Here is a 19,570-nt window from a genome sequence, read left to right as displayed (position 1 = left end):
CCTTCAGGGAAAAATATCATCAGATGGCTGCTTAAAAAAGAACAAATGGTAGTGTCCGCTATTGCCAGTACACCTCATATTGAATCCGCAGCATGATGCCATAGTTCTTAACCAGCATTTCCATGCCAGGGATGCGTAAATAACAAAGCGCAGACCAGGGGGCATCACGCAACGCGCGATTCAGGGCGCGAACATTTGGCAGATGAACCACCGGGTCCACATACGCAAGCCGCTGAATGCGTCTGACTACCGCTCGCTGACGAGTTGCCAGTACAGCCATATAATTGACAATAAAAGAGAATACCAGATAACTGGAGGAGGTTATGGTCAGCTGCGTGGTATAGCCAGGATAAATGGGAATGTAATTTTGATAGCTGTGGATGCTGATCATCAACACGACCGCCCAGAGCAGCGAAATCAGCTTATAACCATAGCGCATTGCTCCCCACATCATCAGGGGCAGCAATAATGACAAGGTATAATTGGTGCTAAAAATTGTGCTTTTTTCATTTAACGGCATGCATAACAGCAACAATAAAGCACCTAATGCCAGTAGCCAGAGCGCGAACTCTTTTTTGGTGACTTTGGCATCAACCTGCTGTTTTAATTGCGAATAATAGCTACGTAAATAAAATGGATTTCGCACTACCCGAATGATGAAGTAGCACAGCGGGACACCGATCAGATTACCCACCAGTAAGGCCTGATAATTGATTAAAGTCCCGAGGTTAAAAGGCATGACACCGACCAGATTTTCTCTGCTCGCCAGTAATCCTACAAATGCAGCAAACTGGAAAAGTATCAGAAACAGCGTTGCAGGAAACACTATCTGCCAGAATATACGCTGGGAAATTAAACGGGTATCACCATGTGAAACGTTGTTACGCCGGGGAGTAAAGACCCTGTAACCGCCCCAACAGAGAATGATAATGATAATAAAATTAGCCGTTAATGAGAGCGTTTCGTAAAAACCCAGCTCTGCATATTTGCGGACAAAAATCCCTAAGGTGATCCCTGGCAATGCCGCCCAGCTGAAAAACATCATCATGCTGATCATCAGTGCCAAAGGCAGATAAAAGAGAAAAACCTCACCGGAAGAAATATGCGCGAAAGTATTAATGTGGGCGAAAATGGGCAAGATTAAAGAAGGCAGGAACAGCGGAAGCCCCCACCATTTATCACGTATTTTTATATAAGTTGCATTCAGTTTCATAGATGCTCAGCAGAATCCCCCACATCCTGAAGGAGGTGTATTCAGACAGGCATCCCACCTGACTTCGAATGATGATTATTCATCACTATAGAGAGCATTGATTCTAAGTGTCATATGAAAGTTCCAATTGATATATATCAAACAAAATAACCCTGATTAATGAATTATTACGTTTATCATGTTAATTCATCATTATTACATCATCATTGTAAATAATTAAATTAACTTCCATAACATTAAAATATGTATCCACTGACGCTTTTTTACATAACGAAGAATTGACCATTTTGTCCTGTTGTGCCTTAATGTAAGTACCGTCCACAGCGTGGGACATACTTCAAGGAACCTTTTGTGAGTCAGGCAACTAGTATGCGAAAACGACACCGATTTAACAGTCGCATGACCCGTATCGTACTGCTCATCAGCTTTATCTTCTTCTTTGGCCGTTTTATCTACTCGTCCGTCGGTGCCTGGCAGCACCATCAGAGCAAAAAAGAAGCTCAGCAATCCACACTCTCCGTCGAATCACCGGTACAACGTTAGCGGTTACCTTCTCCACTTTCACAGAACATAACGGCACTTCGCTGTCGGATGCTTTTGCTCTTTGGGATTATCAAAGCGGCAGATATTCTTTCATCTTAAATTTTACGTCTTTGTCCTGACTGATGTTTATCCTGTTTGGCTGCGAAATAAATATAAAATTAATATATATGTTGTAATGATATATTTTTATAAATTATTCCCTGCGTGAATTTTAATAAATTTAATCTATCCCTTTATACGCAATACATTTACTTTCCTCTTTTGATGATCTTAAATGTCTTATTTTTCGTAATGTGTATAACAAGGAATAGTGATGAAATTTAAAAAATGTCTTCTGCCTGTGGCAATGTTAGCGTCATTCACTCTGGCAGGATGCCAGTCAAATGCTGACGATCATGCCGCCGATGTTTATCAAACCGATCAACTGAATACCAAACAAGAAACTAAAACCGTTAATATTATTTCCATTCTTCCCGCAAAAGTTGCCGTAGACAACTCCCAAAATAAACGGAACGCACAAGCCTTCGGCGCGCTTATTGGCGCAGTCGCTGGCGGTGTTATCGGCCACAACGTCGGTTCTGGCAGCAATTCCGGAACGACGGCAGGGGCAGTTGGCGGCGGAGCTGTAGGCGCGGCAGCGGGTTCTATGGTGAATGATAAAACCTTAGTGGAAGGTGTTTCTTTAACATATAAGGAAGGCACCAAAGTGTATACCTCCACCCAGGAGGGTAAAGAGTGCCAGTTTACGACAGGTTTAGCCGTTGTTATTACCACAACGTATAACGAAACGCGTATTCAGCCAAATACCAAATGTCCTGAAAAGAGCTAATAATCAGGAGGAGTCATGAAGAAAGTTTTTCTTTGCGCCATCTTAGCCTCCTTAAGCTATCCGGCTATAGCCTCATCATTGCAGGATCAACTCTCTGCTGTCGCAGAAGCGGAACAGCAAGGTAAAAATGAAGAGCAAAGGCAGCATGACGAATGGGTCGCGGAGCGCAACAGGGAAATCCAGCAAGAGAAGCAACGTCGCGCAAATGCCCAGGCCGCCGCGAACAAAAGAGCGGCAACGGCAGCGGCAAATAAGAAAGCTCGTCAGGATAAACTGGACGCCGAAGCCACTGCGGACAAAAAACGCGATCAAAGTTATGAAGATGAGCTACGCAGCTTAGAGATTCAGAAACAAAAACTGGCGCTGGCGAAAGAAGAAGCCCGCGTTAAGCGCGAAAACGAATTTATCGATCAGGAACTGAAGCACAAAGCTGCGCAAACCGATGTGGTGCAATCTGAAGCTGACGCAAACAGAAATATGACTGAAGGCGGTCGCGATCTGATGAAAAGCGTGGGCAAAGCAGAAGAGAACAAATCGGACAGCTGGTTTAATTAATCGATGTTAGTAACTTCAAGCCTATGATTCTTGAAGATAAAAAACCCTCTGTAGTAACGGAGGGTTTTGTTCATTCATAGTGCAGGGATCAAAATCATTCCCACTCAATGGTAGCTGGCGGCTTGCCGCTGATGTCATACACCACGCGGGAAATACCGTTCACTTCATTGATAATGCGGTTGGAAACGCGACCGAGGAAATCGTACGGCAGATGCGCCCAGTGTGCGGTCATAAAGTCGATGGTTTCGACAGCACGCAGAGAGACAACCCAGTCATACTTACGACCATCGCCCATTACGCCAACGGAACGTACTGGCAGGAAGACGGTGAACGCCTGGCTGACTTTGTCGTACAGGTCCGCTTTACGCAGTTCTTCAATGAAGATGGCGTCAGCACGGCGCAGCAGGTCACAGTACTCTTTCTTCACTTCACCCAGAACACGAACGCCAAGGCCTGGTCCCGGGAACGGATGACGGTACAGCATGTCGTACGGCAGGCCCAGCTCCAGACCAATCTTACGCACTTCGTCTTTGAACAGCTCTTTCAGCGGTTCAACCAGGCCCATCTTCATCTCTTTCGGCAGGCCGCCCACGTTGTGGTGAGATTTGATGACGTGTGCTTTACCGGTTGCAGAAGCCGCAGATTCGATAACGTCAGGGTAGATGGTGCCCTGCGCCAGCCACTTCACGTCTTCCAGTTTCAGCGCTTCTTCATCGAATACTTCAACGAAAACGCGCCCGATGATTTTACGTTTTGCTTCCGGATCGTTTTCGCCAGCCAGCGCTGACAGGAAGCGATCTTCTGCCGGTACGTGAACAATGTTAAGACCAAAGTGATCGCCAAACATATCCAGAACCTGCTCTGCTTCGTTGAGACGCAGCAGGCCGTTGTCGACGAATACGCAAGTCAGGTTTTTACCGATAGCACGGTGCAGCAGCATTGCGGTTACGGAGGAATCCACACCACCAGAGAGGCCGAGGATGACTTTATCGTCGCCTACCTGCTCGCGGATGCGAGCTACAGCATCGTCGATAATTTTCGCTGGCGTCCACAGGGCTTCACACTGGCAGATATCACGCACAAAACGCTCCAGCATGCGCATACCCTGGCGGGTGTGAGTCACTTCCGGGTGGAACTGTACGCCATAGAAGCGTTTTTCTTCGTTAGCCATAATGGCAAACGGGCAGCTTTCGGTGCAGGCTACGGTGACGAAGTCGGACGGGATAGCGGTAACTTTATCGCCGTGGCTCATCCAGACATCGAGCAGCGGTTTACCGTCTGCGGTCAGCGCATCTTCGATACCGCGAACCAGTGCGCTGTCGTTTACGACTTCTACCTGCGCGTAGCCAAATTCACGTTCGTTAGAGGCTTCAACGTGACCGCCCAACTGCATTGCCATGGTCTGCATGCCATAGCAAACGCCGAATATCGGTACGCCTGCTTCAAAGACATACTGCGGCGCACGCGGACTGTTTTCTTCAGTAGTACTTTCCGGGCCGCCGGAAAGAATAATTCCGCTTGGATTGAAGTCACGAATTTGTGCTTCTGTCACATCCCACGCCCACAGTTCGCAGTAAACACCCAGCTCACGCACGCGGCGCGCAACCAGTTGAGTGTACTGAGAACCGAAGTCCAGAATGAGGATGCGATGCTTATGAATGTTTTCCGTCATTGACGCTTATTCCGAGGCAAGTGAAACAGATAATATAAATCGCCCGACATGAAATCGGGCGAAGAGAATCAGGAGCCCAGACGGTAGTTCGGGGACTCTTTAGTAATGGTCACGTCGTGAACGTGGCTTTCCTGAATGCCCGCACCGCTGATACGTACAAACTCCGCTTTAGTACGCAGTTCGTCGATAGTACCACAGCCGGTCAGACCCATACAGGAGCGCAGGCCGCCCATCTGCTGGTGAATGATCTCTTTCAGGCGACCTTTATAAGCTACGCGACCTTCGATACCTTCCGGCACCAGTTTGTCGGCAGCGTTATCGCTCTGGAAATAACGGTCAGAGGAACCTTTGGACATCGCGCCCAGGGAACCCATACCACGGTAAGATTTATAAGAACGGCCCTGGTAGAGTTCGATTTCACCCGGAGATTCTTCAGTACCCGCCAGCATGGAACCTACCATCACCGCGCTTGCGCCAGCGGCGATAGCTTTGGCGATGTCGCCGGAGAAGCGAATACCACCATCTGCGATAACCGGAATACCGGTGCCTTCCAGGGCTTCAACTGCGTCAGCAACGGCAGTGATCTGCGGAACACCTACGCCAGTAACGATACGAGTCGTACAGATAGAACCAGGGCCGATACCGACTTTAACCGCGCTGCAACCAGCTTCTGCCAAAGCGCGTGCACCTGCAGCTGTTGCCACGTTGCCGCCGATGATTTGCAGATCCGGATATTTAGCACGGGTTTCACGGATACGCTGCAAAACGCCTTCTGAGTGACCGTGGGAGGAGTCGATCAGCAGAACGTCAACGCCAGCGGCAACCAGCGCGTCAACACGCTCTTCGTTACCCGCACCTGCGCCAACTGCAGCACCAACACGCAGACGGCCTTGCTCGTCTTTACAAGCGTTCGGTTTACGTTCCGCTTTCTGGAAGTCTTTCACGGTGATCATGCCGATCAGGTGGAATTCGTCATCAACCACCAGCGCTTTTTCAACGCGTTTTTCGTGCATTTTTGCCAGCACCACTTCACGGGCTTCACCTTCACGCACGGTGACCAGACGCTCTTTCGGCGTCATGTAAACGCTAACCGGCTGGTTCAGGTCGGTAACAAAACGCACGTCACGACCGGTGATAATACCCACCAGTTCGTTTTCTTCGGTAACGACCGGATAGCCCGCAAAACCGTTACGCTCGGTCAGTTCTTTCACTTCGCGCAGCGTCGTGGTTGGCAGAACAGTCTGCGGATCAGTCACCACACCAGATTCGTGTTTTTTCACACGGCGAACTTCTTCTGCCTGGCGTTCAATGGACATGTTTTTGTGGATAAAGCCGATACCGCCTTCCTGAGCCAGAGCAATAGCCAGGCGCGCTTCCGTTACGGTATCCATTGCTGCGGAAAGCATAGGGATATTCAGACGAATAGTTTTCGTCAGCTGGGTGCTGAGGTCAGCAGTATTCGGCAGAACGGTAGAATGAGCAGGAACGAGGAGAACGTCGTCAAACGTCAGAGCTTCTTTAGCGATACGTAGCATGGGCAATATCTCGACCAGAGTGGTTAATAAATATTGCCGCGGCATTATACAGAGCGTAACCGATTGCATCTACCCCTTTTTGCAAAAAATGCTTGCTATCCCCGAAGGGCGGGTTACTATAGACTGAATAACCTGCTGATTTAGAATTTGATCTCGCTCACATGTTACCTTCTCAATCCCCTGCAATTTTTACCGTTAGTCGCCTGAATCAAACGGTTCGTCTGCTGCTTGAGCATGAGATGGGACAGGTTTGGATCAGCGGCGAAATCTCTAATTTCACACAACCGGCTTCCGGTCACTGGTACTTTACACTCAAAGACGACACCGCCCAGGTACGCTGCGCGATGTTCCGCAACAGCAACCGCCGGGTCACCTTCCGTCCGCAGCATGGGCAACAAGTTTTAGTTCGCGCCAATATTACGCTCTACGAGCCGCGCGGCGACTACCAGATAATCGTTGAGAGTATGCAGCCGGCCGGTGAAGGGCTGCTGCAACAGAAGTACGAACAGCTCAAAGCGAAGTTGCAGGCTGAATGTTTGTTCGATCAGCAATACAAAAAACCACTTCCCTCCCCTGCGCATTGCGTTGGTGTGATCACCTCAAAAACCGGTGCTGCGCTACATGATATTTTGCATGTGTTAAAACGTCGCGATCCTTCTCTACCGGTGATCATCTACCCCACCTCCGTTCAGGGCGATGACGCGCCGGGGCAAATTGTTCGCGCCATTGAACTGGCGAATCAGCGCAATGAGTGCGACGTGTTGATCGTTGGGCGCGGCGGCGGTTCGCTGGAAGATTTATGGAGTTTTAACGACGAACGCGTAGCGCGGGCGATTTTTGCCAGCCGCATTCCGGTCGTCAGCGCCGTCGGGCATGAGACGGATGTGACCATTGCCGATTTTGTTGCCGATCTGCGTGCGCCAACGCCGTCTGCCGCCGCTGAAGTAGTGAGCCGTAATCAGCAAGAGTTACTGCGCCAGGTGCAATCGGCCCGTCAACGGCTGGAGATGGCGATGGATTATTATCTCGCCAACCGTACACGTCGCTTTACGCAGATTCATCATCGCTTGCAGCAGCAGCATCCGCAGCTCCGGCTGGCACGCCAGCAAACCATGCTTGAACGCCTGCAAAAACGGATGAGCTTTGCGCTGGAAAATCAGCTTAAGCGTGCCGGGCAACAGCAGCAGCGATTAACACAGCGGCTGAATCAGCAAAATCCACAGCCGAAGATTCATCGCACGCAAACGCGCATTCAGCAACTGGAATATCGTTTAGCAGAAATCCTGCGCGCACAGCTTAGCGCCACGCGTGAACGTTTCGGTAATGCAGTAACGCACCTCGAAGCCGTAAGCCCACTGTCAACGCTGGCGCGTGGATACAGCGTTACTACTGCTACTGACGGCAATGTACTGAAAAAAGTGAAGCAAGTTAAAACGGGTGAAATGCTAACCACACGTCTGGAAGACGGCTGGATAGAAAGTGAAGTAAAAAACATCCAGCCGGTAAAAAAATCGCGTAAAAAGGTTCATTAAGCCAGCACGAATTCAACGCGTTTTTTCGATATCAAGCCATGCCCGTGCTGACAGAAGTAATCTACTGCACCGCAGGCTTTTAACACCTGCAACGGTTGATGGCAGTCTGGACAAAGAGCTTTCATTTCAATAAATTCCCCGCAGGATGGGCAACGCGCATGGCCGTTATCCTGATCAAGCACATGCTGACATTTTGGACAATGCAGTTCCATATGAATTCCTCCGGTAGCCATTCCCTCTACATTCATAGAGGGAATGGCAGATAAAATACTTACGGATAATTATTTATTTTTCTTGATGTGCTTCATCAGACGCTTACGTTTACGCATCTGGGTTGGCGTCAGGGTGTTACGCTTGTTCGCATACGGGTTTTCCCCTTCTTTGAACTGAATACGAATCGGCGATCCCATTACGTCCAGCGATTTGCGGAAGTAGTTCATCAAGTAGCGCTTGTAGGAATCAGGCAGGTCTTTCACCTGATTACCGTGAATCACCACAATCGGCGGGTTATAACCACCAGCGTGGGCATATTTCAGCTTCACACGACGACCGCGTACCAGCGGCGGTTGGTGATCTTCAACAGCCATCGTCATGATGCGCGTCAGCATAGAGGTCCCCACACGACGGGTGGAGCTGTCATACGCTTCACGTACTGATTCAAACAAGTTACCAACACCACTGCCGTGCAAGGCAGAGATAAAGTGCACACGAGCAAAATCGATAAAGCCCAGACGGAAGTCCAGCGTTTCTTTCACCTGCTCTTTCACTTCCTGGCTCAGGCCATCCCACTTATTCACCACAATGACAAGTGAGCGCCCACTATTGAGAATAAAGCCCAGCAGCGAGAGATCCTGATCGGAAATACCTTCGCGCGCATCAATCACTAACATCACCACGTTGGCGTCTTCAATGGCCTGCAACGTTTTGATTACGGAGAATTTCTCTACAGCATCGGTGATTTTGCCGCGTTTACGTACGCCAGCGGTGTCAATGAGCACATACTCACGTCCATCGCGTTCCATTGGGATGTAGATGCTGTCACGCGTCGTGCCAGGCATGTCGTAAACAACAACGCGCTCTTCTCCAAGAATACGGTTAGTGAGTGTAGACTTACCTACGTTCGGACGACCCACAATCGCCAGTTTGATCGGCAGACTTTGCGGGTCGAAGTCGTCTTCCTCTTCTTCTTCGCCGTTCTCTTCCGCTTCAAATTGCGCCCAGTATTCAGCGTCTTCGTCGACTTCCTCTTGCGGTGCGAGATCTTCCATCCACGGCAGCAGCACATGCTCCAGCAGACTTAATACGCCACGACCGTGAGACGCGGCGATCGGGTAGATTTCACCTAAACCAAGCGAGTAGAAATCAACCACTGCCTGATCGGGATCCAGACCGTCAGTTTTGTTTACCACCAGGAAGGTCGGTTTTTCACGGGAGCGCAGATGTTTGGCAATCGCTTCATCTGCCGGCATCAGGCCCGCGCGCGCATCCACCATAAACAGTACGACGTCCGCTTCTTCAATCGCCAGCAGCGACTGTTCCGCCATGCGGGTTTCTACACCGTCTTCTGTGCCATCAATCCCGCCGGTATCAATACAGATAAACTCACGGCCTTCAATTTCCGCACGACCGTACTTACGGTCACGAGTCAGACCCGGGAAATCCGCAACCAGCGCATCTCGGGTGCGAGTTAGACGGTTAAATAACGTGGATTTTCCTACGTTAGGGCGCCCGACAAGCGCGACCACAGGTACCATGTTTAAAGCCTCATTTTTATAAATCATCAGACAACGCACGCTATATTCGCGTCGTTGTTAAAAACAGGAAAACGGCCCCTGTCCAGGAGCCGTTTTCAAAGTGAACGACAGAGACGATTAACGTGTAATAGAGTACACGGTTCCGTCTTTTGCCTGGATCAGCAGTTTGCCGTCAGCGGCAACCGGTTCAGTCTGGAAACCGGAACTATCAACTTTTTGCTGGGCAACGAAACGACCATCTTCGACGTTAATCCAGTGCAGATAACCTTCACTGTCACCGACCACCAGGTTGCCATTATACAGCACCGGAGAAGTCAGCAGGCGATGCAGCAGATCGCTTTGTGCCCACAGCGTAACGCCGCCATCAATGGTCAACGCCATCACCCGGTCATTTTGATCGACCAGATAGATGCGATTGCCATCGACGATGAAATCATTCACCGAACCCAGTTCGCGTTTCCACATAATCTGACCACTGCGCAGATCAAGCGCCGTCAGGTTACCATTATAGGCCAGCGCGAAAACAACGCCGTTAACAACGACGGGAGTCGTGTCAACATCGCTCAGACGGTCAATTTCGGTAGAACCGGTCGCCTGGGAAATACGCTGCTGCCAAATCATCTGGCCCTGTTCCATCAGCACTGCGCTGACGCGACCATTATCGCCACCCACGACGGCCGCACCAAAAGCCGTTGCCGGCGCAGACTCGCCACGCAAAGAGAGCGAAGGCATATCGAGGTTAACTGTCCATTTGACAGCGCCGTCAGCTTCGTTCAGCGCTTGTAACTGACCGTTACTGGTGTGGATTAACACCAGACCGTCGCTGACCACCGGGCGCGAAAGTGCTTCACCCGCGACTTTAGTTTGCCATGCCACAGTACCATCGCTGGTATTCAGCGCGTAAACCTGCGCCTTTTCGCTGCCAATGTAGACATGCCCACCAGACACGGTCACACCGCCAGAAAGTAATGCAGGCTCTTTAGAGAACCAGCCATCTTTCTCGGCCAGGCTGACAGACCAGATTTCTTTGCCATCATCCGCATTCAGCGCTTTTACCAAACCAGCGCGGTCCGCTGCATAGACAACGTTGTCCGCCAGTGCCGGATGAAGATTGGAATAGAAGTTGCCAATGCCGCTACCAACGGAAGTGCTCCACGCCGTGGTCGGCGTAAACTGGTTTTCAACGGTTGGCAATGGGGACATCTTTACCACATCTTCTTCGCTGTTAAACAGCGAACAGCCGCTTAAAAGGGTAACGGAAAGCAGTCCTGGCAGCAGTAATTTACGCAATTGCATCGGGTCCCTCTCAGATGGACAAATTATTAATTTTCATCTGCATCATTTCGCTCAGTGCCGGAGTAACATCGCTTTTCACGCCTGCTTCCCATGCACTACGCGCACCTTGCTTATCACCTTTGCTCAGCAATGCTTCACCACGCAAGTCGGCAACAATGGCAGCCCACCCTTCACCTTTGATGGTATCAAGGGTTTTCAGCGCGGCATCAGCCTGCTTGAGCTGTACCTGAACGCGAGCAAGACGCAGATTTATCACGGCTTTGAGATTTTCATCGCTCGTGTCTGCCAGCCCCTGTTGTAACTGGGCGGCAGCTTTCTCTAGTTCATTTTTGTCAACAAATTGCTGCGCAAGTTCCAAAGAAGCCAGCGCACCATAAGTATTTTTATTTTCAGCAGCAAATTTTTCCGCCGCCGGGATGCTATCCGGTTTGCCTTCGCTCACTGCGGTAACCGCATTTTGATAGGCAAGAGAAGCGGAGCGTGCAGAATCAACCTGATGGCTGTTCCAGTAGCGCCAGCCAGTCAGTGCGCCAACGCCCAAAATCCCCCCAACAGCCAGTGCTTTGCCATTTTCAGCAAAAAAGCGTTTAACCGCTTCTACCTGGTCGTTTTCGTTCTCGTAAATTTCCACGCTGTCCTTCTCCTTCCTTAACCCAGTAACGTGCGCAAATGCGCGGCTACGCTATCCTGCGCAACTGCCGTTTGCTCACCAGAGCGCAAATCCTTCACTACTGCTGTGCCGTTAGCCACTTCAGACTCACCCAGCACCACAGCAACGCGGGCACCCCATTTATCAGCACGGGCAAACTGTTTCTTAAAGTTGCCGCCGCCGTGGTTGGTCATCAATTTCACGCCCAGTAATTCATCACGCAGACGCTCAGCTAATGCCATAGCCGCAGATTGTGTATCAGCACCTGAAGCCACCAGGTATATATCGACAACAGGATCGGCTTTAAATTCCGGATTAACGGCCTGTACTAACAATACAAGACGTTCGAGGCCCATCGCAAAACCGACAGCCGGTGTTGCACGACCGCCCAGTTGTTCCACAAGACCGTCATAACGACCGCCTGCACACACGGTGCCCTGGGAGCCGAGACTGTTAGTCACCCACTCGAAAACGGTACGGTTATAGTAATCCAGACCACGCACCAGACGCTGGTTTACGGTGTAAGCGATCCCCGCGCTCTCCAGCAGTTTGCACAGACCGGCAAAATGCTCACGAGATTCCTCGTCCAGATAATCACCTAATGCCGGAGCGTCGTTGAGAAGCGCCTGCACTTCCGGATTTTTTGAATCCAGCACGCGCAGCGGGTTAGTGTACATGCGGCGTTTGCAGTCTTCGTCCAGCTTTTCTTTATGCTGCTCAAGGAATGCCACCAGCGCATCGCGGTAATTGGCGCGTGCTTCCAGCGAACCGATAGAATTCAGCTCAAGAGTTACGTGTTCGAAGATACCCAGCGCACGCCACCAGCGGGCAGTGAGCATAATCAGTTCAGCGTCGATATCCGGACCTTGCAGACCGAAAACTTCGCAGCCCAACTGATGGAACTGACGATAACGCCCTTTCTGCGGACGCTCGTGACGGAACATCGGCCCGATATACCACAGACGCTGTTCCTGATTGTACAGAAGACCATGCTCGATGCCGGCGCGTACACAGCCCGCCGTCCCTTCAGGGCGCAGAGTCAGGCTGTCGCCATTGCGATCCTCAAAGGTGTACATCTCTTTTTCAACCACGTCGGTGACTTCACCAATCGCACGTTTGAATAGCGGGGTCTGCTCTACAATCGGCAAGCGGATTTCACTGTAACCGTAGCTGCCGAGCACGTTTTTCAGTGTGCCTTCAATGCGCTGCCAGATGGCCGTTTCGCCAGGCAGGTAATCGTTCATGCCGCGAATGGCTTGAATGTTTTTTGCCACGTTTATTCTCTTTCTGAATATAAAAATGAACCCTCAACGCTTCCCTCAATGTTTCGGGAGCCATGCGGGTTCAATCATACACGGGAAGCGAGGCGCTTCCCATCACGTTATTATTTTTCCAACCTGCTGAACGTCAATTCGACGCGCTTCGTCCAGCTGACTGGCTTTCGCACGAATGCGTGCTTCCAGCTGGTCGATCATATCGTTGTTGTCCAGACGGTCTTTGCGCACGCCATCTTCATAGAGGCCGCTTTTCTTGTTGCCGCCGGTGACGCCGAGTGTAGAAACCAGCGCCTCACCTGGGCCATTCACCACGCAGCCGATAATCGAAACGTCCATCGGAGTGATGATATCTTCCAGGCGTTGCTCCAGCGCGTTAACCGTACCGATAACATCAAATTCCTGACGCGAACAGGTCGGGCAGGCGATGAAGTTAATCCCTCGCGAACGGATACGCAGCGATTTCAAAATATCGAAACCGACTTTGATCTCTTCGACCGGATCGGCCGCCAGCGATACACGCAGCGTGTCGCCGATGCCTTCCGACAGCAGCAGACCTAAACCAATGGCGGATTTTACTGCCCCGCTGCGTGCACCACCGGCTTCGGTGATCCCCAGATGCAGCGGCTGATCGATCTGTTTTGCCAGCAAACGATAAGACTCAACAGCGAGGAAGACGTCAGACGCTTTCACGCTGACTTTGAACTGATCGAAGTTCAGGCGATCGAGATGATCAACATGACGCATGGCGGATTCCAGCAACGCCTGCGGCGTCGGTTCGCCATACTTTTCTTGCAGATCTTTTTCCAGCGATCCGGCGTTAACGCCAATACGGATCGGAATGTTTTTATCGCGCGCACAGTCAACCACCATGCGAATACGCTCTTCATTACCGATATTACCAGGGTTAATACGCAGACAATCGACGCCGTATTCCGCTACTTTCAGCGCAATGCGATAGTCGAAGTGGATGTCAGCCACCAGCGGCACGTTAACCCGCTGTTTGATGAGTTTGAACGCTTCTGCCGCGTCCATCGTCGGTACGGAGACACGGACGATATCAGCGCCAACGCGTTCCAGCGCCTTGATTTGATTGACCGTTGCTTCGACATCTGTCGTACGCGTATTGGTCATGGACTGTACGGCGATGGGAGCACCATCGCCAATCGGCACATTCCCAACGTAAATACGTGTTGATTTTCTACGTTGAATTGGAGCCTGGTTATGCATGAAAAATCTCCCGCGTTACCCGTCTGTTACTGCGCCGGTGATTGTTCGGCATTGAGGGTCAGACGCGCAACCTGGTTAGTTCTGATAAAACGACTCAGATCGACAGGTTTCCCTTGATACTGGATCTGTACTGCGGCTGGCGCACCAATTTTCAGTTTATACGGTGCCTGGCCGGTTAAATTCAAATTACCGTCTTTACGCTGCATCCCGCTAAACAATTTTTTACCGGTAGCATCAGTGACCTCCAGCCAGCAATCGGCAGTAAAGTTCATCACCAGCGCATTCGGATCAGCCGCCGGCGTGGTCACGCCAGCCTGATCGGTTGGCAACGGCGCAGCACCATCTGGCGTTGTTGCTGCCGTTGGTACCGGGGTCGCGGCGGTATCAACATTTGCCTGCGAAGGCGAAACAACCGCATTCTGTTGCGGATCAACAGCTGGTGCTGGCGCAGTTACGGCAGGTGTTTGCGTGTTGGTTGCGGTAGTATCCACAGACGCTGGCGGCGTGGACGTTGTAGCCGGGTCTGTAGTTGTCGACGTATTTAACGGAACACTCTGCCCCTGCTCGCTATTACTGCTCAGTTCCGCCGAAGATTGATCGGCCATAGTGGTGATCTCTTCCTGCTGAGCTTTGTGGTCTTGCCACCACCAGGCACCGCTCAGGCCGATAACCACAAACAACACCAGCCAGGTGAAGGTCATTAGCCAGCCGTCGCGTTTTTTGCGGCGTTTACCGAGGGAAAAACTCTGCATTGGCGCAACTTTTGCAGCCCGAAGTGGAGCCTGCTTTTCCAGCCCTGGCAGCAGTTCTTCTTCTGGAATATGTACCAGACGCGCATAAGAGCGGATATATCCGCGCAGGAATGTTGAAGCAAGATCGGCGGGTGCCTTATCTTCTTCAATGTCGCGTACCGTGGAAACCTTCAGGCAAAGTCGCTCGGCAACGGCCTGCTGACTAAGTCCTAGTTGTTCGCGAGCATTACGCAGGCGAGCGCCGGTAGTAAGTGCTTCATTTTGGTCGTGCGTGGCTTCAGTATTCATTCGCTGCAGGTACGTTTAAATGAGAATTGAGATGCCGGTGAACCATCATGCTCACCCACACCGCGAAACATCCGTTAAGTTAACCGTTATCATACAGTATAAGACCGTCTGTGTGCTCGTGACAAAGCCCACATTCACTGAGGCTAACTTACTGTTGCATCGTTACATACTGCCTTAAAGTCAGCAAAAACGCACCGTTAATATTGACCAGACAATTGCAACTTAATACTTCATTCATAAAAGATTACGCCACGGTACATAAAGTAACCGTGGCGTAATGGCTATCAGACCGCTTTAATATCGATGGCTTCACCCTGCATCCGTTTACGCAGAGTACGTTTCGTACGGTCGATAACATCGCCCGCCAACTGACCACAGGCAGCATCGATATCATCACCACGCGTTTTACGCACAATAGTGGTGAAACCGTAGCTCATCAGCACTTTTGAGAAACGGTCGATACGGCTGTTCGAACTGCGTCCATACGGCGCGTCCGGGAACGGGTTCCACGGGATCAGGTTGATCTTACACGGCGTATCTTTCAGCAGTTCCGCCAGTTGGTGCGCGTGTTCAGTGCCGTCGTTAACGTGGTCAAGCATCACGTATTCAATAGTGACTCGGCCCTGATTGGCGTTGGATTTCTCCAGATAACGGCGCACCGCAGCAAGGAACGTTTCGATATTGTACTTTTTGTTGATCGGCACAATTTCGTCACGAATTTCGTCGTTCGGCGCGTGCAGGGAAATTGCCAGTGCAACGTCGATCATATCGCCCAGTTTATCCAGCGCCGGAACTACACCGGAAGTGGAAAGCGTCACGCGACGTTTAGACAGGCCAAAACCGAAATCATCAAGCATGATTTCCATCGCCGGAACGACGTTGTTCAGGTTGAGCAGCGGCTCGCCCATGCCCATCATCACGACGTTAGTGATTGGGCGCTGACCGGTGACTTTTGCTGCGCCGACGATTTTCGCCGCACGCCACACCTGGCCAATAATTTCCGATACCCGCAGGTTGCGGTTAAAGCCCTGCTGGGCGGTGGAACAGAATTTACACTCCAGCGCACACCCCACCTGCGAAGAGACGCAGAGCGTGGCACGGTCGTCTTCCGGGATATACACCGTTTCGACGCGCTGATCGCCAACGGCGATCGCCCATTTAATGGTGCCGTCGGATGAACGCTGTTCTTCAACCACTTCCGGTGCGCGGATTTCCGCCACCTCTTTCAGTTTGCCGCGCAACACTTTGTTGATGTCGGTCATCTCATCAAAGTTGTCGCAGCAATAGTGATACATCCACTTCATCACCTGATCGGCGCGGAAGGTTTTTTCACCTAAATCTTTAAAAAACTCCCGCATCTGCTGACGGTTGAGATCCAGCAGGTTGATTTTTCCATCTTTCGTGGTGACGTTTTCAGGTGTGACTAATTGTTCAGACATATGCTATTCCGGCCTCGTTATTACACGTTATGGCCCCTGGAGGGTTGAAAAAAGAAACGCCCCGGTGAGCGGCTGCTCGTCCGGGGGCGCTGCATTGTACAAATTCTGGCGCACGGATGCCACGTTTGCACGCGGCATTTACGAAATTATTAACGGGTGCGCGGGCACACTTCGCCTTCGCCGAAGAAATAAGCGATTTCGCGAGCGGCAGATTCGACGGAATCAGAACCGTGGGTACCGTTTTCGGTCAGGCTGTCAGCGTAATCAGCGCGCAGAGTACCAGCCAGTGCGTTTGCCGGATTGGTCGCGCCCAGCAGATCGCGGTGACGCTGAACGGCGTTTTCACCTTCCAGCACGGAAACCACGATCGGGCCAGAGGTCATGAATTCAACCAGACCATCAAAGAACGGTTTTCCATCGTGTTCAGCATAAAAGCCACGTGCCTGTTCAACGGTCAGATGCAGCATTTTGGTGCCGACAATTTTGAACCCTGCAGCTTCAAAGCGCGCAAAGATATTACCAATGACGTTTTTTGCTACCGCGTTCGGTTTGATGATGGAAAAAGTACGTTCAATAGCCATTTTTACCTCTGTAAATTGTTCTGTTGTTGTCTGTACCAGCGTACGAGATGGCGCGGATTATAATGAGCAACAGGGCCGTTGACTATTGATGAAGGTAACATTTTTTTTAAAATAAAATGAGTTTTAGCAACAATCAGGGACAAAACAGACTATTGCATGACAAATTTCACTGTCGCGATTTGCCCCACATCATCCATCACCAGCAATTGATAATCACCTTTATCCGTCAAATGCAGGGTCACGTTGCGCCCGCGTTCAGTTAACGGTTCGCCATTCAGAAACCACCAGCGTTCACCTGCCCCTCCACTTGATTGCAACGGCAAAGTCGCTTCCGCTGCGCCCGGTAAACGTTTAATAATCGCGCCATCGCGAACGCCTGTCAGCTGCAGAGGGAGCTGGGCATCGTGACCGTATGGCGGGCAAATTGTCGAGGCCGGTGGTAAGCGCACAGCGCGACGTTCTGATGCGGGCAGCCAGGGTTCCAGCGGTAGCGGCCAGACATTTACCATTTCTTGCTTCGCCTGCGGGCAGTCAGCGGCGACGCGCTGCCCTTTGTCATCCAGCCAGATGGGGAAGCGAATGCCATTAATCCCTTCCTGCTCTGACAGTAACAGCGTTGGCGGCTGGCTGCCATCCAGCAGCCAGGTTGCCAGGCGGCGGCGACAGTTACCGTCACCTTCCGGCAAAGACTGTCCGCCCGGCCAGCAGATAACGCCACGAGTGACTGAGTTCGGGCGCGGGTCTTCCGGCAGATTCGCACTGCGCGACAGTAAGATATTATTGACCTGATTCAACAATGGTACGGCACTGGCAAAGCCAAACTGACCAACAACGGGCGTGCCGTCAGGTCTGCCAGTCCAGATCCCAATGACATAGCGAGCGTTAACCCCAATCGCCCAGGCGTCACGATAGCCATAGCTGGTGCCCGTTTTCCATGCCAGTGGGGCGACGCGCGGCAAGGCACTATCCGGCAAGGGTTGCGCTTCATCAGCCATAATCCGGCGAATGATCCACGCCGCCCCCGACGACATTAAAGGCCGTTCAAGCAGCGGATCGTCAGGCTGTAAGCGCAATTTGCCTGCCTTGCCGTGGCGAGCAAACGCGGTATACGCTGCCGCCATATCTTCCAGTTTTGCACCAGCGCCGCCGAGAATGAGTGAAAGATTCGGCGCAGCGCCGTTGGGCAAATATAACGGCAATCCAACATTGCGTAACTTTGCCGCAAACCGTTTCGGTCCATAGGCTTCCAGCACCTGCACAGCAGGTAAGTTCAGCGAGCGCACCAGCGCCTCGCTCATGTTGATCGGGCCATGAAAACCGCTATCAAAGTTACCTGGTCGATAATCACCGGTGCGCCGGGGGACGTCTTGCAGCAGTGATGCCGGGTGGATCAAGCCTTCATCCAGCGCCAGACCATAAACAAACGGTTTGAGCACCGATCCTGGCGATCGGATCGCATTGACCATATCAACATGACCAAAGCGTGAATCATCGTTGAGATCAACCGATCCCACCCAGCCGCGAACACGCATATCGGTATGATTAACCACGATCATCGCCAGTGAGCTGCGCGGTGGCAACCGCCCTTTCCAGTTTTGCGCCAGTTCTTCCAGACGTCGTTGAAGACCGGCATCCAGCGTAGTAACGATTTTGTCGCTTTTGCTTTTACCGAGCATCATGCGCGAAAACAGCGGTGCCAGTTGCGGCATTTGTCGGGGTGCCAGCCAGATGGGTTCTTCCCTTGACTCTTTTACCTGCTCACGGGACCACACACCTTGCGCAGCCATCCGTTCGAGCACTTTATTACGCGCGGCTTCGGCACGCTCCGGCCAACGATCCGGGCGCAGTCGGCTGGGCACTTGCGGTAACACCGCCAGCATTGCCGCCTCGGAATAGCTTAAATTCGCAGGCGATTTTCCGAGATAAGCCCAACTTGCCGCACCGATCCCCTGCAACGTACCGCCAAACGGAGCGCGGTTAAGATACAAGATCAGAATTTCACGCTTAGACAAATGCCACTCCAGTTGCAACGCGCGCCAGAGCTGGAGAATTTTGCCACCAAATGTTTTGGGGTGAGGATCAAGCAGACGAGCAACCTGCATAGTGAGCGTGCTGCCACCGGAAATAACCCGTCCCGAAGTGAGATCTTGCCATGCTGCGCGCGCCACCGAGAATGGATTAACCCCCGGATGCTTCCAGAACCAGCGATCTTCATAATTGATCAGCGCTTCAAGGTAACGTGCCTCTATTAAGTTGTCAAGCATGTTATGACCCCTGCGGGGTATAAAAAGTCCCGTCGCGCATCATGGCGAACAGAACGTCGCAGCGTCGTCTCGCCAGGGCGATAAGCGCCTGATTGTGTCGTTTTCCCTGACTCATTTTGCGGGTGTAGTAAGCCCTGGAGAGCGGATCCCTGAGCGCGGCGAAG

The 19,570-nt window shown here is 51.5% G+C and carries 16 protein-coding genes and 3 pseudogenes; 4 read left to right on the top strand and 15 right to left on the bottom strand.

Annotated features, from left to right (window positions below):
- Window positions 1-73 precede the first annotated feature (73 nt).
- Window positions 74-1,213: pseudogene (gene pdeF, locus ABZJ92_RS15525) on the bottom strand (cyclic-guanylate-specific phosphodiesterase PdeF); the annotation flags it as partial.
- 181 nt (window positions 1,214-1,394) lie between these two features.
- Window positions 1,395-1,547: a hypothetical protein gene (locus ABZJ92_RS15520; protein WP_000017552.1), complete on the bottom strand. Its 153-nt coding sequence runs from the start codon at window positions 1,545-1,547 to the stop codon at window positions 1,395-1,397.
- 17 nt (window positions 1,548-1,564) lie between these two features.
- Between ABZJ92_RS15520 and ABZJ92_RS15515 the strand changes: the two genes are divergently transcribed.
- The 3 genes from ABZJ92_RS15515 (at window position 1,565) to ABZJ92_RS15505 (ending at window position 3,140) form a co-directional block, all read left to right on the top strand.
- Complete coding sequence (locus ABZJ92_RS15515) at window positions 1,565-1,756, top strand: YfgG family protein (RefSeq protein WP_000076001.1); 192 nt, start codon at window positions 1,565-1,567, stop codon at window positions 1,754-1,756.
- A 310-nt stretch (window positions 1,757-2,066) separates the two neighbouring features.
- Complete coding sequence (locus ABZJ92_RS15510; protein WP_000975306.1) at window positions 2,067-2,585, top strand: outer membrane lipoprotein; 519 nt, start codon at window positions 2,067-2,069, stop codon at window positions 2,583-2,585.
- A gap of 15 nt (window positions 2,586-2,600) precedes the next feature.
- A complete protein-coding gene (locus ABZJ92_RS15505; RefSeq protein WP_000755178.1) occupies window positions 2,601-3,140 on the top strand; it encodes a DUF5384 family protein in 540 nt (179 codons plus the stop codon).
- Window positions 3,141-3,234: 94 nt separating this feature from the next.
- Here ABZJ92_RS15505 and guaA read toward each other — a convergent pair whose 3' ends face one another.
- Together guaA and guaB are read right to left on the bottom strand one after the other, a co-directional pair.
- A complete protein-coding gene (gene guaA, locus ABZJ92_RS15500) occupies window positions 3,235-4,812 on the bottom strand; it encodes a glutamine-hydrolyzing GMP synthase (RefSeq protein ID WP_353765447.1) in 1,578 nt (525 codons plus the stop codon).
- Window positions 4,813-4,880: 68 nt separating this feature from the next.
- Window positions 4,881-6,347 (bottom strand): IMP dehydrogenase, encoded by a 1,467-nt coding sequence (gene guaB / locus ABZJ92_RS15495; protein ID WP_001299507.1) that lies wholly within the window; start codon window positions 6,345-6,347, stop codon window positions 4,881-4,883.
- Between the two features lie 161 nt (window positions 6,348-6,508).
- On the opposite strand from guaB, the gene xseA reads away from it, so the two are divergent.
- Window positions 6,509-7,879, top strand: a complete 1,371-nt coding sequence (xseA, locus tag ABZJ92_RS15490) for an exodeoxyribonuclease VII large subunit (RefSeq protein WP_000937883.1) — start codon at window positions 6,509-6,511, stop codon at window positions 7,877-7,879.
- Here the strand turns inward: xseA and ABZJ92_RS15485 are convergent.
- The 11 genes and pseudogenes from ABZJ92_RS15485 to ABZJ92_RS15435 form a co-directional block, all read right to left on the bottom strand.
- Entirely contained in the window at window positions 7,876-8,091 is a 216-nt protein-coding gene (locus ABZJ92_RS15485) for a zinc ribbon domain-containing protein (protein WP_005047279.1), read from the bottom strand. The genes xseA and ABZJ92_RS15485 overlap by 4 nt on opposite strands.
- 69 nt (window positions 8,092-8,160) lie before the next feature.
- On the bottom strand, window positions 8,161-9,633 hold the full coding sequence (gene der, locus ABZJ92_RS15480) for a ribosome biogenesis GTPase Der (protein ID WP_005047281.1): 1,473 nt from the start codon (window positions 9,631-9,633) through the stop codon (window positions 8,161-8,163).
- Window positions 9,634-9,750: 117 nt separating this feature from the next.
- Complete coding sequence (gene bamB, locus ABZJ92_RS15475) at window positions 9,751-10,929, bottom strand: outer membrane protein assembly factor BamB (protein ID WP_001177043.1); 1,179 nt, start codon at window positions 10,927-10,929, stop codon at window positions 9,751-9,753.
- Between the two features lie 10 nt (window positions 10,930-10,939).
- Window positions 10,940-11,560 carry an ancillary SecYEG translocon subunit YfgM gene (yfgM, locus tag ABZJ92_RS15470; protein ID WP_000409198.1) on the bottom strand — a complete coding sequence of 207 codons (621 nt, stop codon included), beginning with the start codon at window positions 11,558-11,560 and terminating at the stop codon, window positions 10,940-10,942.
- A gap of 17 nt (window positions 11,561-11,577) precedes the next feature.
- Window positions 11,578-12,852: a histidine--tRNA ligase gene (gene hisS, locus ABZJ92_RS15465; RefSeq protein ID WP_001107149.1), complete on the bottom strand. Its 1,275-nt coding sequence runs from the start codon at window positions 12,850-12,852 to the stop codon at window positions 11,578-11,580.
- A 102-nt stretch (window positions 12,853-12,954) separates the two neighbouring features.
- On the bottom strand, window positions 12,955-14,082 hold the full coding sequence (gene ispG / locus ABZJ92_RS15460) for a flavodoxin-dependent (E)-4-hydroxy-3-methylbut-2-enyl-diphosphate synthase (protein ID WP_000551819.1): 1,128 nt from the start codon (window positions 14,080-14,082) through the stop codon (window positions 12,955-12,957).
- 26 nt (window positions 14,083-14,108) lie between these two features.
- Window positions 14,109-15,122 (bottom strand): cytoskeleton protein RodZ, encoded by a 1,014-nt coding sequence (gene rodZ, locus ABZJ92_RS15455; RefSeq protein ID WP_001090857.1) that lies wholly within the window; start codon window positions 15,120-15,122, stop codon window positions 14,109-14,111.
- Window positions 15,123-15,406: 284 nt separating this feature from the next.
- Window positions 15,407-16,561 (bottom strand): bifunctional tRNA (adenosine(37)-C2)-methyltransferase TrmG/ribosomal RNA large subunit methyltransferase RlmN, encoded by a 1,155-nt coding sequence (locus tag ABZJ92_RS15450; protein WP_000003328.1) that lies wholly within the window; start codon window positions 16,559-16,561, stop codon window positions 15,407-15,409.
- A gap of 149 nt (window positions 16,562-16,710) precedes the next feature.
- Window positions 16,711-17,142: a nucleoside-diphosphate kinase gene (gene ndk / locus ABZJ92_RS15445; protein WP_000963837.1), complete on the bottom strand. Its 432-nt coding sequence runs from the start codon at window positions 17,140-17,142 to the stop codon at window positions 16,711-16,713.
- A 149-nt stretch (window positions 17,143-17,291) separates the two neighbouring features.
- A pseudogene (gene pbpC, locus ABZJ92_RS15440) lies at window positions 17,292-19,391 on the bottom strand (peptidoglycan glycosyltransferase PbpC); the annotation flags it as partial.
- Between the two features lie 16 nt (window positions 19,392-19,407).
- Window positions 19,408-19,570, bottom strand: a pseudogene (locus ABZJ92_RS15435) (IS110 family transposase); the annotation flags it as partial.

This window comes from Shigella sp. FJ200513, assembly GCF_040495915.1.
In the GTDB taxonomy this organism is placed as follows: Bacteria; Pseudomonadota; Gammaproteobacteria; order Enterobacterales; family Enterobacteriaceae; genus ECMA0423.
The sequence above is the reverse complement of the archived record's forward strand: the minus strand, read 5'-3'. Positions and strand labels throughout refer to the sequence as shown.

Bases quoted from the DNA above. Each gene is read 5' to 3' on its own strand.
- ABZJ92_RS15520 (WP_000017552.1), bottom strand. From the start codon at position 1,547: ATGTCCCACGCTGTGGACGGTACTTACATTAAGGCACAACAGGACAAA.
- ABZJ92_RS15505 (WP_000755178.1), top strand. From the start codon at position 2,601: ATGAAGAAAGTTTTTCTTTGCGCCATCTTAGCCTCCTTAAGCTATCCG.
- guaA (WP_353765447.1), bottom strand. From the start codon at position 4,812: ATGACGGAAAACATTCATAAGCATCGCATCCTCATTCTGGACTTCGGT.
- guaB (WP_001299507.1), bottom strand. From the start codon at position 6,347: ATGCTACGTATCGCTAAAGAAGCTCTGACGTTTGACGACGTTCTCCTC.
- xseA (WP_000937883.1), top strand. From the start codon at position 6,509: ATGTTACCTTCTCAATCCCCTGCAATTTTTACCGTTAGTCGCCTGAAT.
- ABZJ92_RS15485 (WP_005047279.1), bottom strand. From the start codon at position 8,091: ATGGAACTGCATTGTCCAAAATGTCAGCATGTGCTTGATCAGGATAAC.
- der (WP_005047281.1), bottom strand. From the start codon at position 9,633: ATGGTACCTGTGGTCGCGCTTGTCGGGCGCCCTAACGTAGGAAAATCC.
- bamB (WP_001177043.1), bottom strand. From the start codon at position 10,929: ATGCAATTGCGTAAATTACTGCTGCCAGGACTGCTTTCCGTTACCCTT.
- ispG (WP_000551819.1), bottom strand. From the start codon at position 14,082: ATGCATAACCAGGCTCCAATTCAACGTAGAAAATCAACACGTATTTAC.
- rodZ (WP_001090857.1), bottom strand. From the start codon at position 15,122: ATGAATACTGAAGCCACGCACGACCAAAATGAAGCACTTACTACCGGC.
- ABZJ92_RS15450 (WP_000003328.1), bottom strand. From the start codon at position 16,561: ATGTCTGAACAATTAGTCACACCTGAAAACGTCACCACGAAAGATGGA.
- ndk (WP_000963837.1), bottom strand. From the start codon at position 17,142: ATGGCTATTGAACGTACTTTTTCCATCATCAAACCGAACGCGGTAGCA.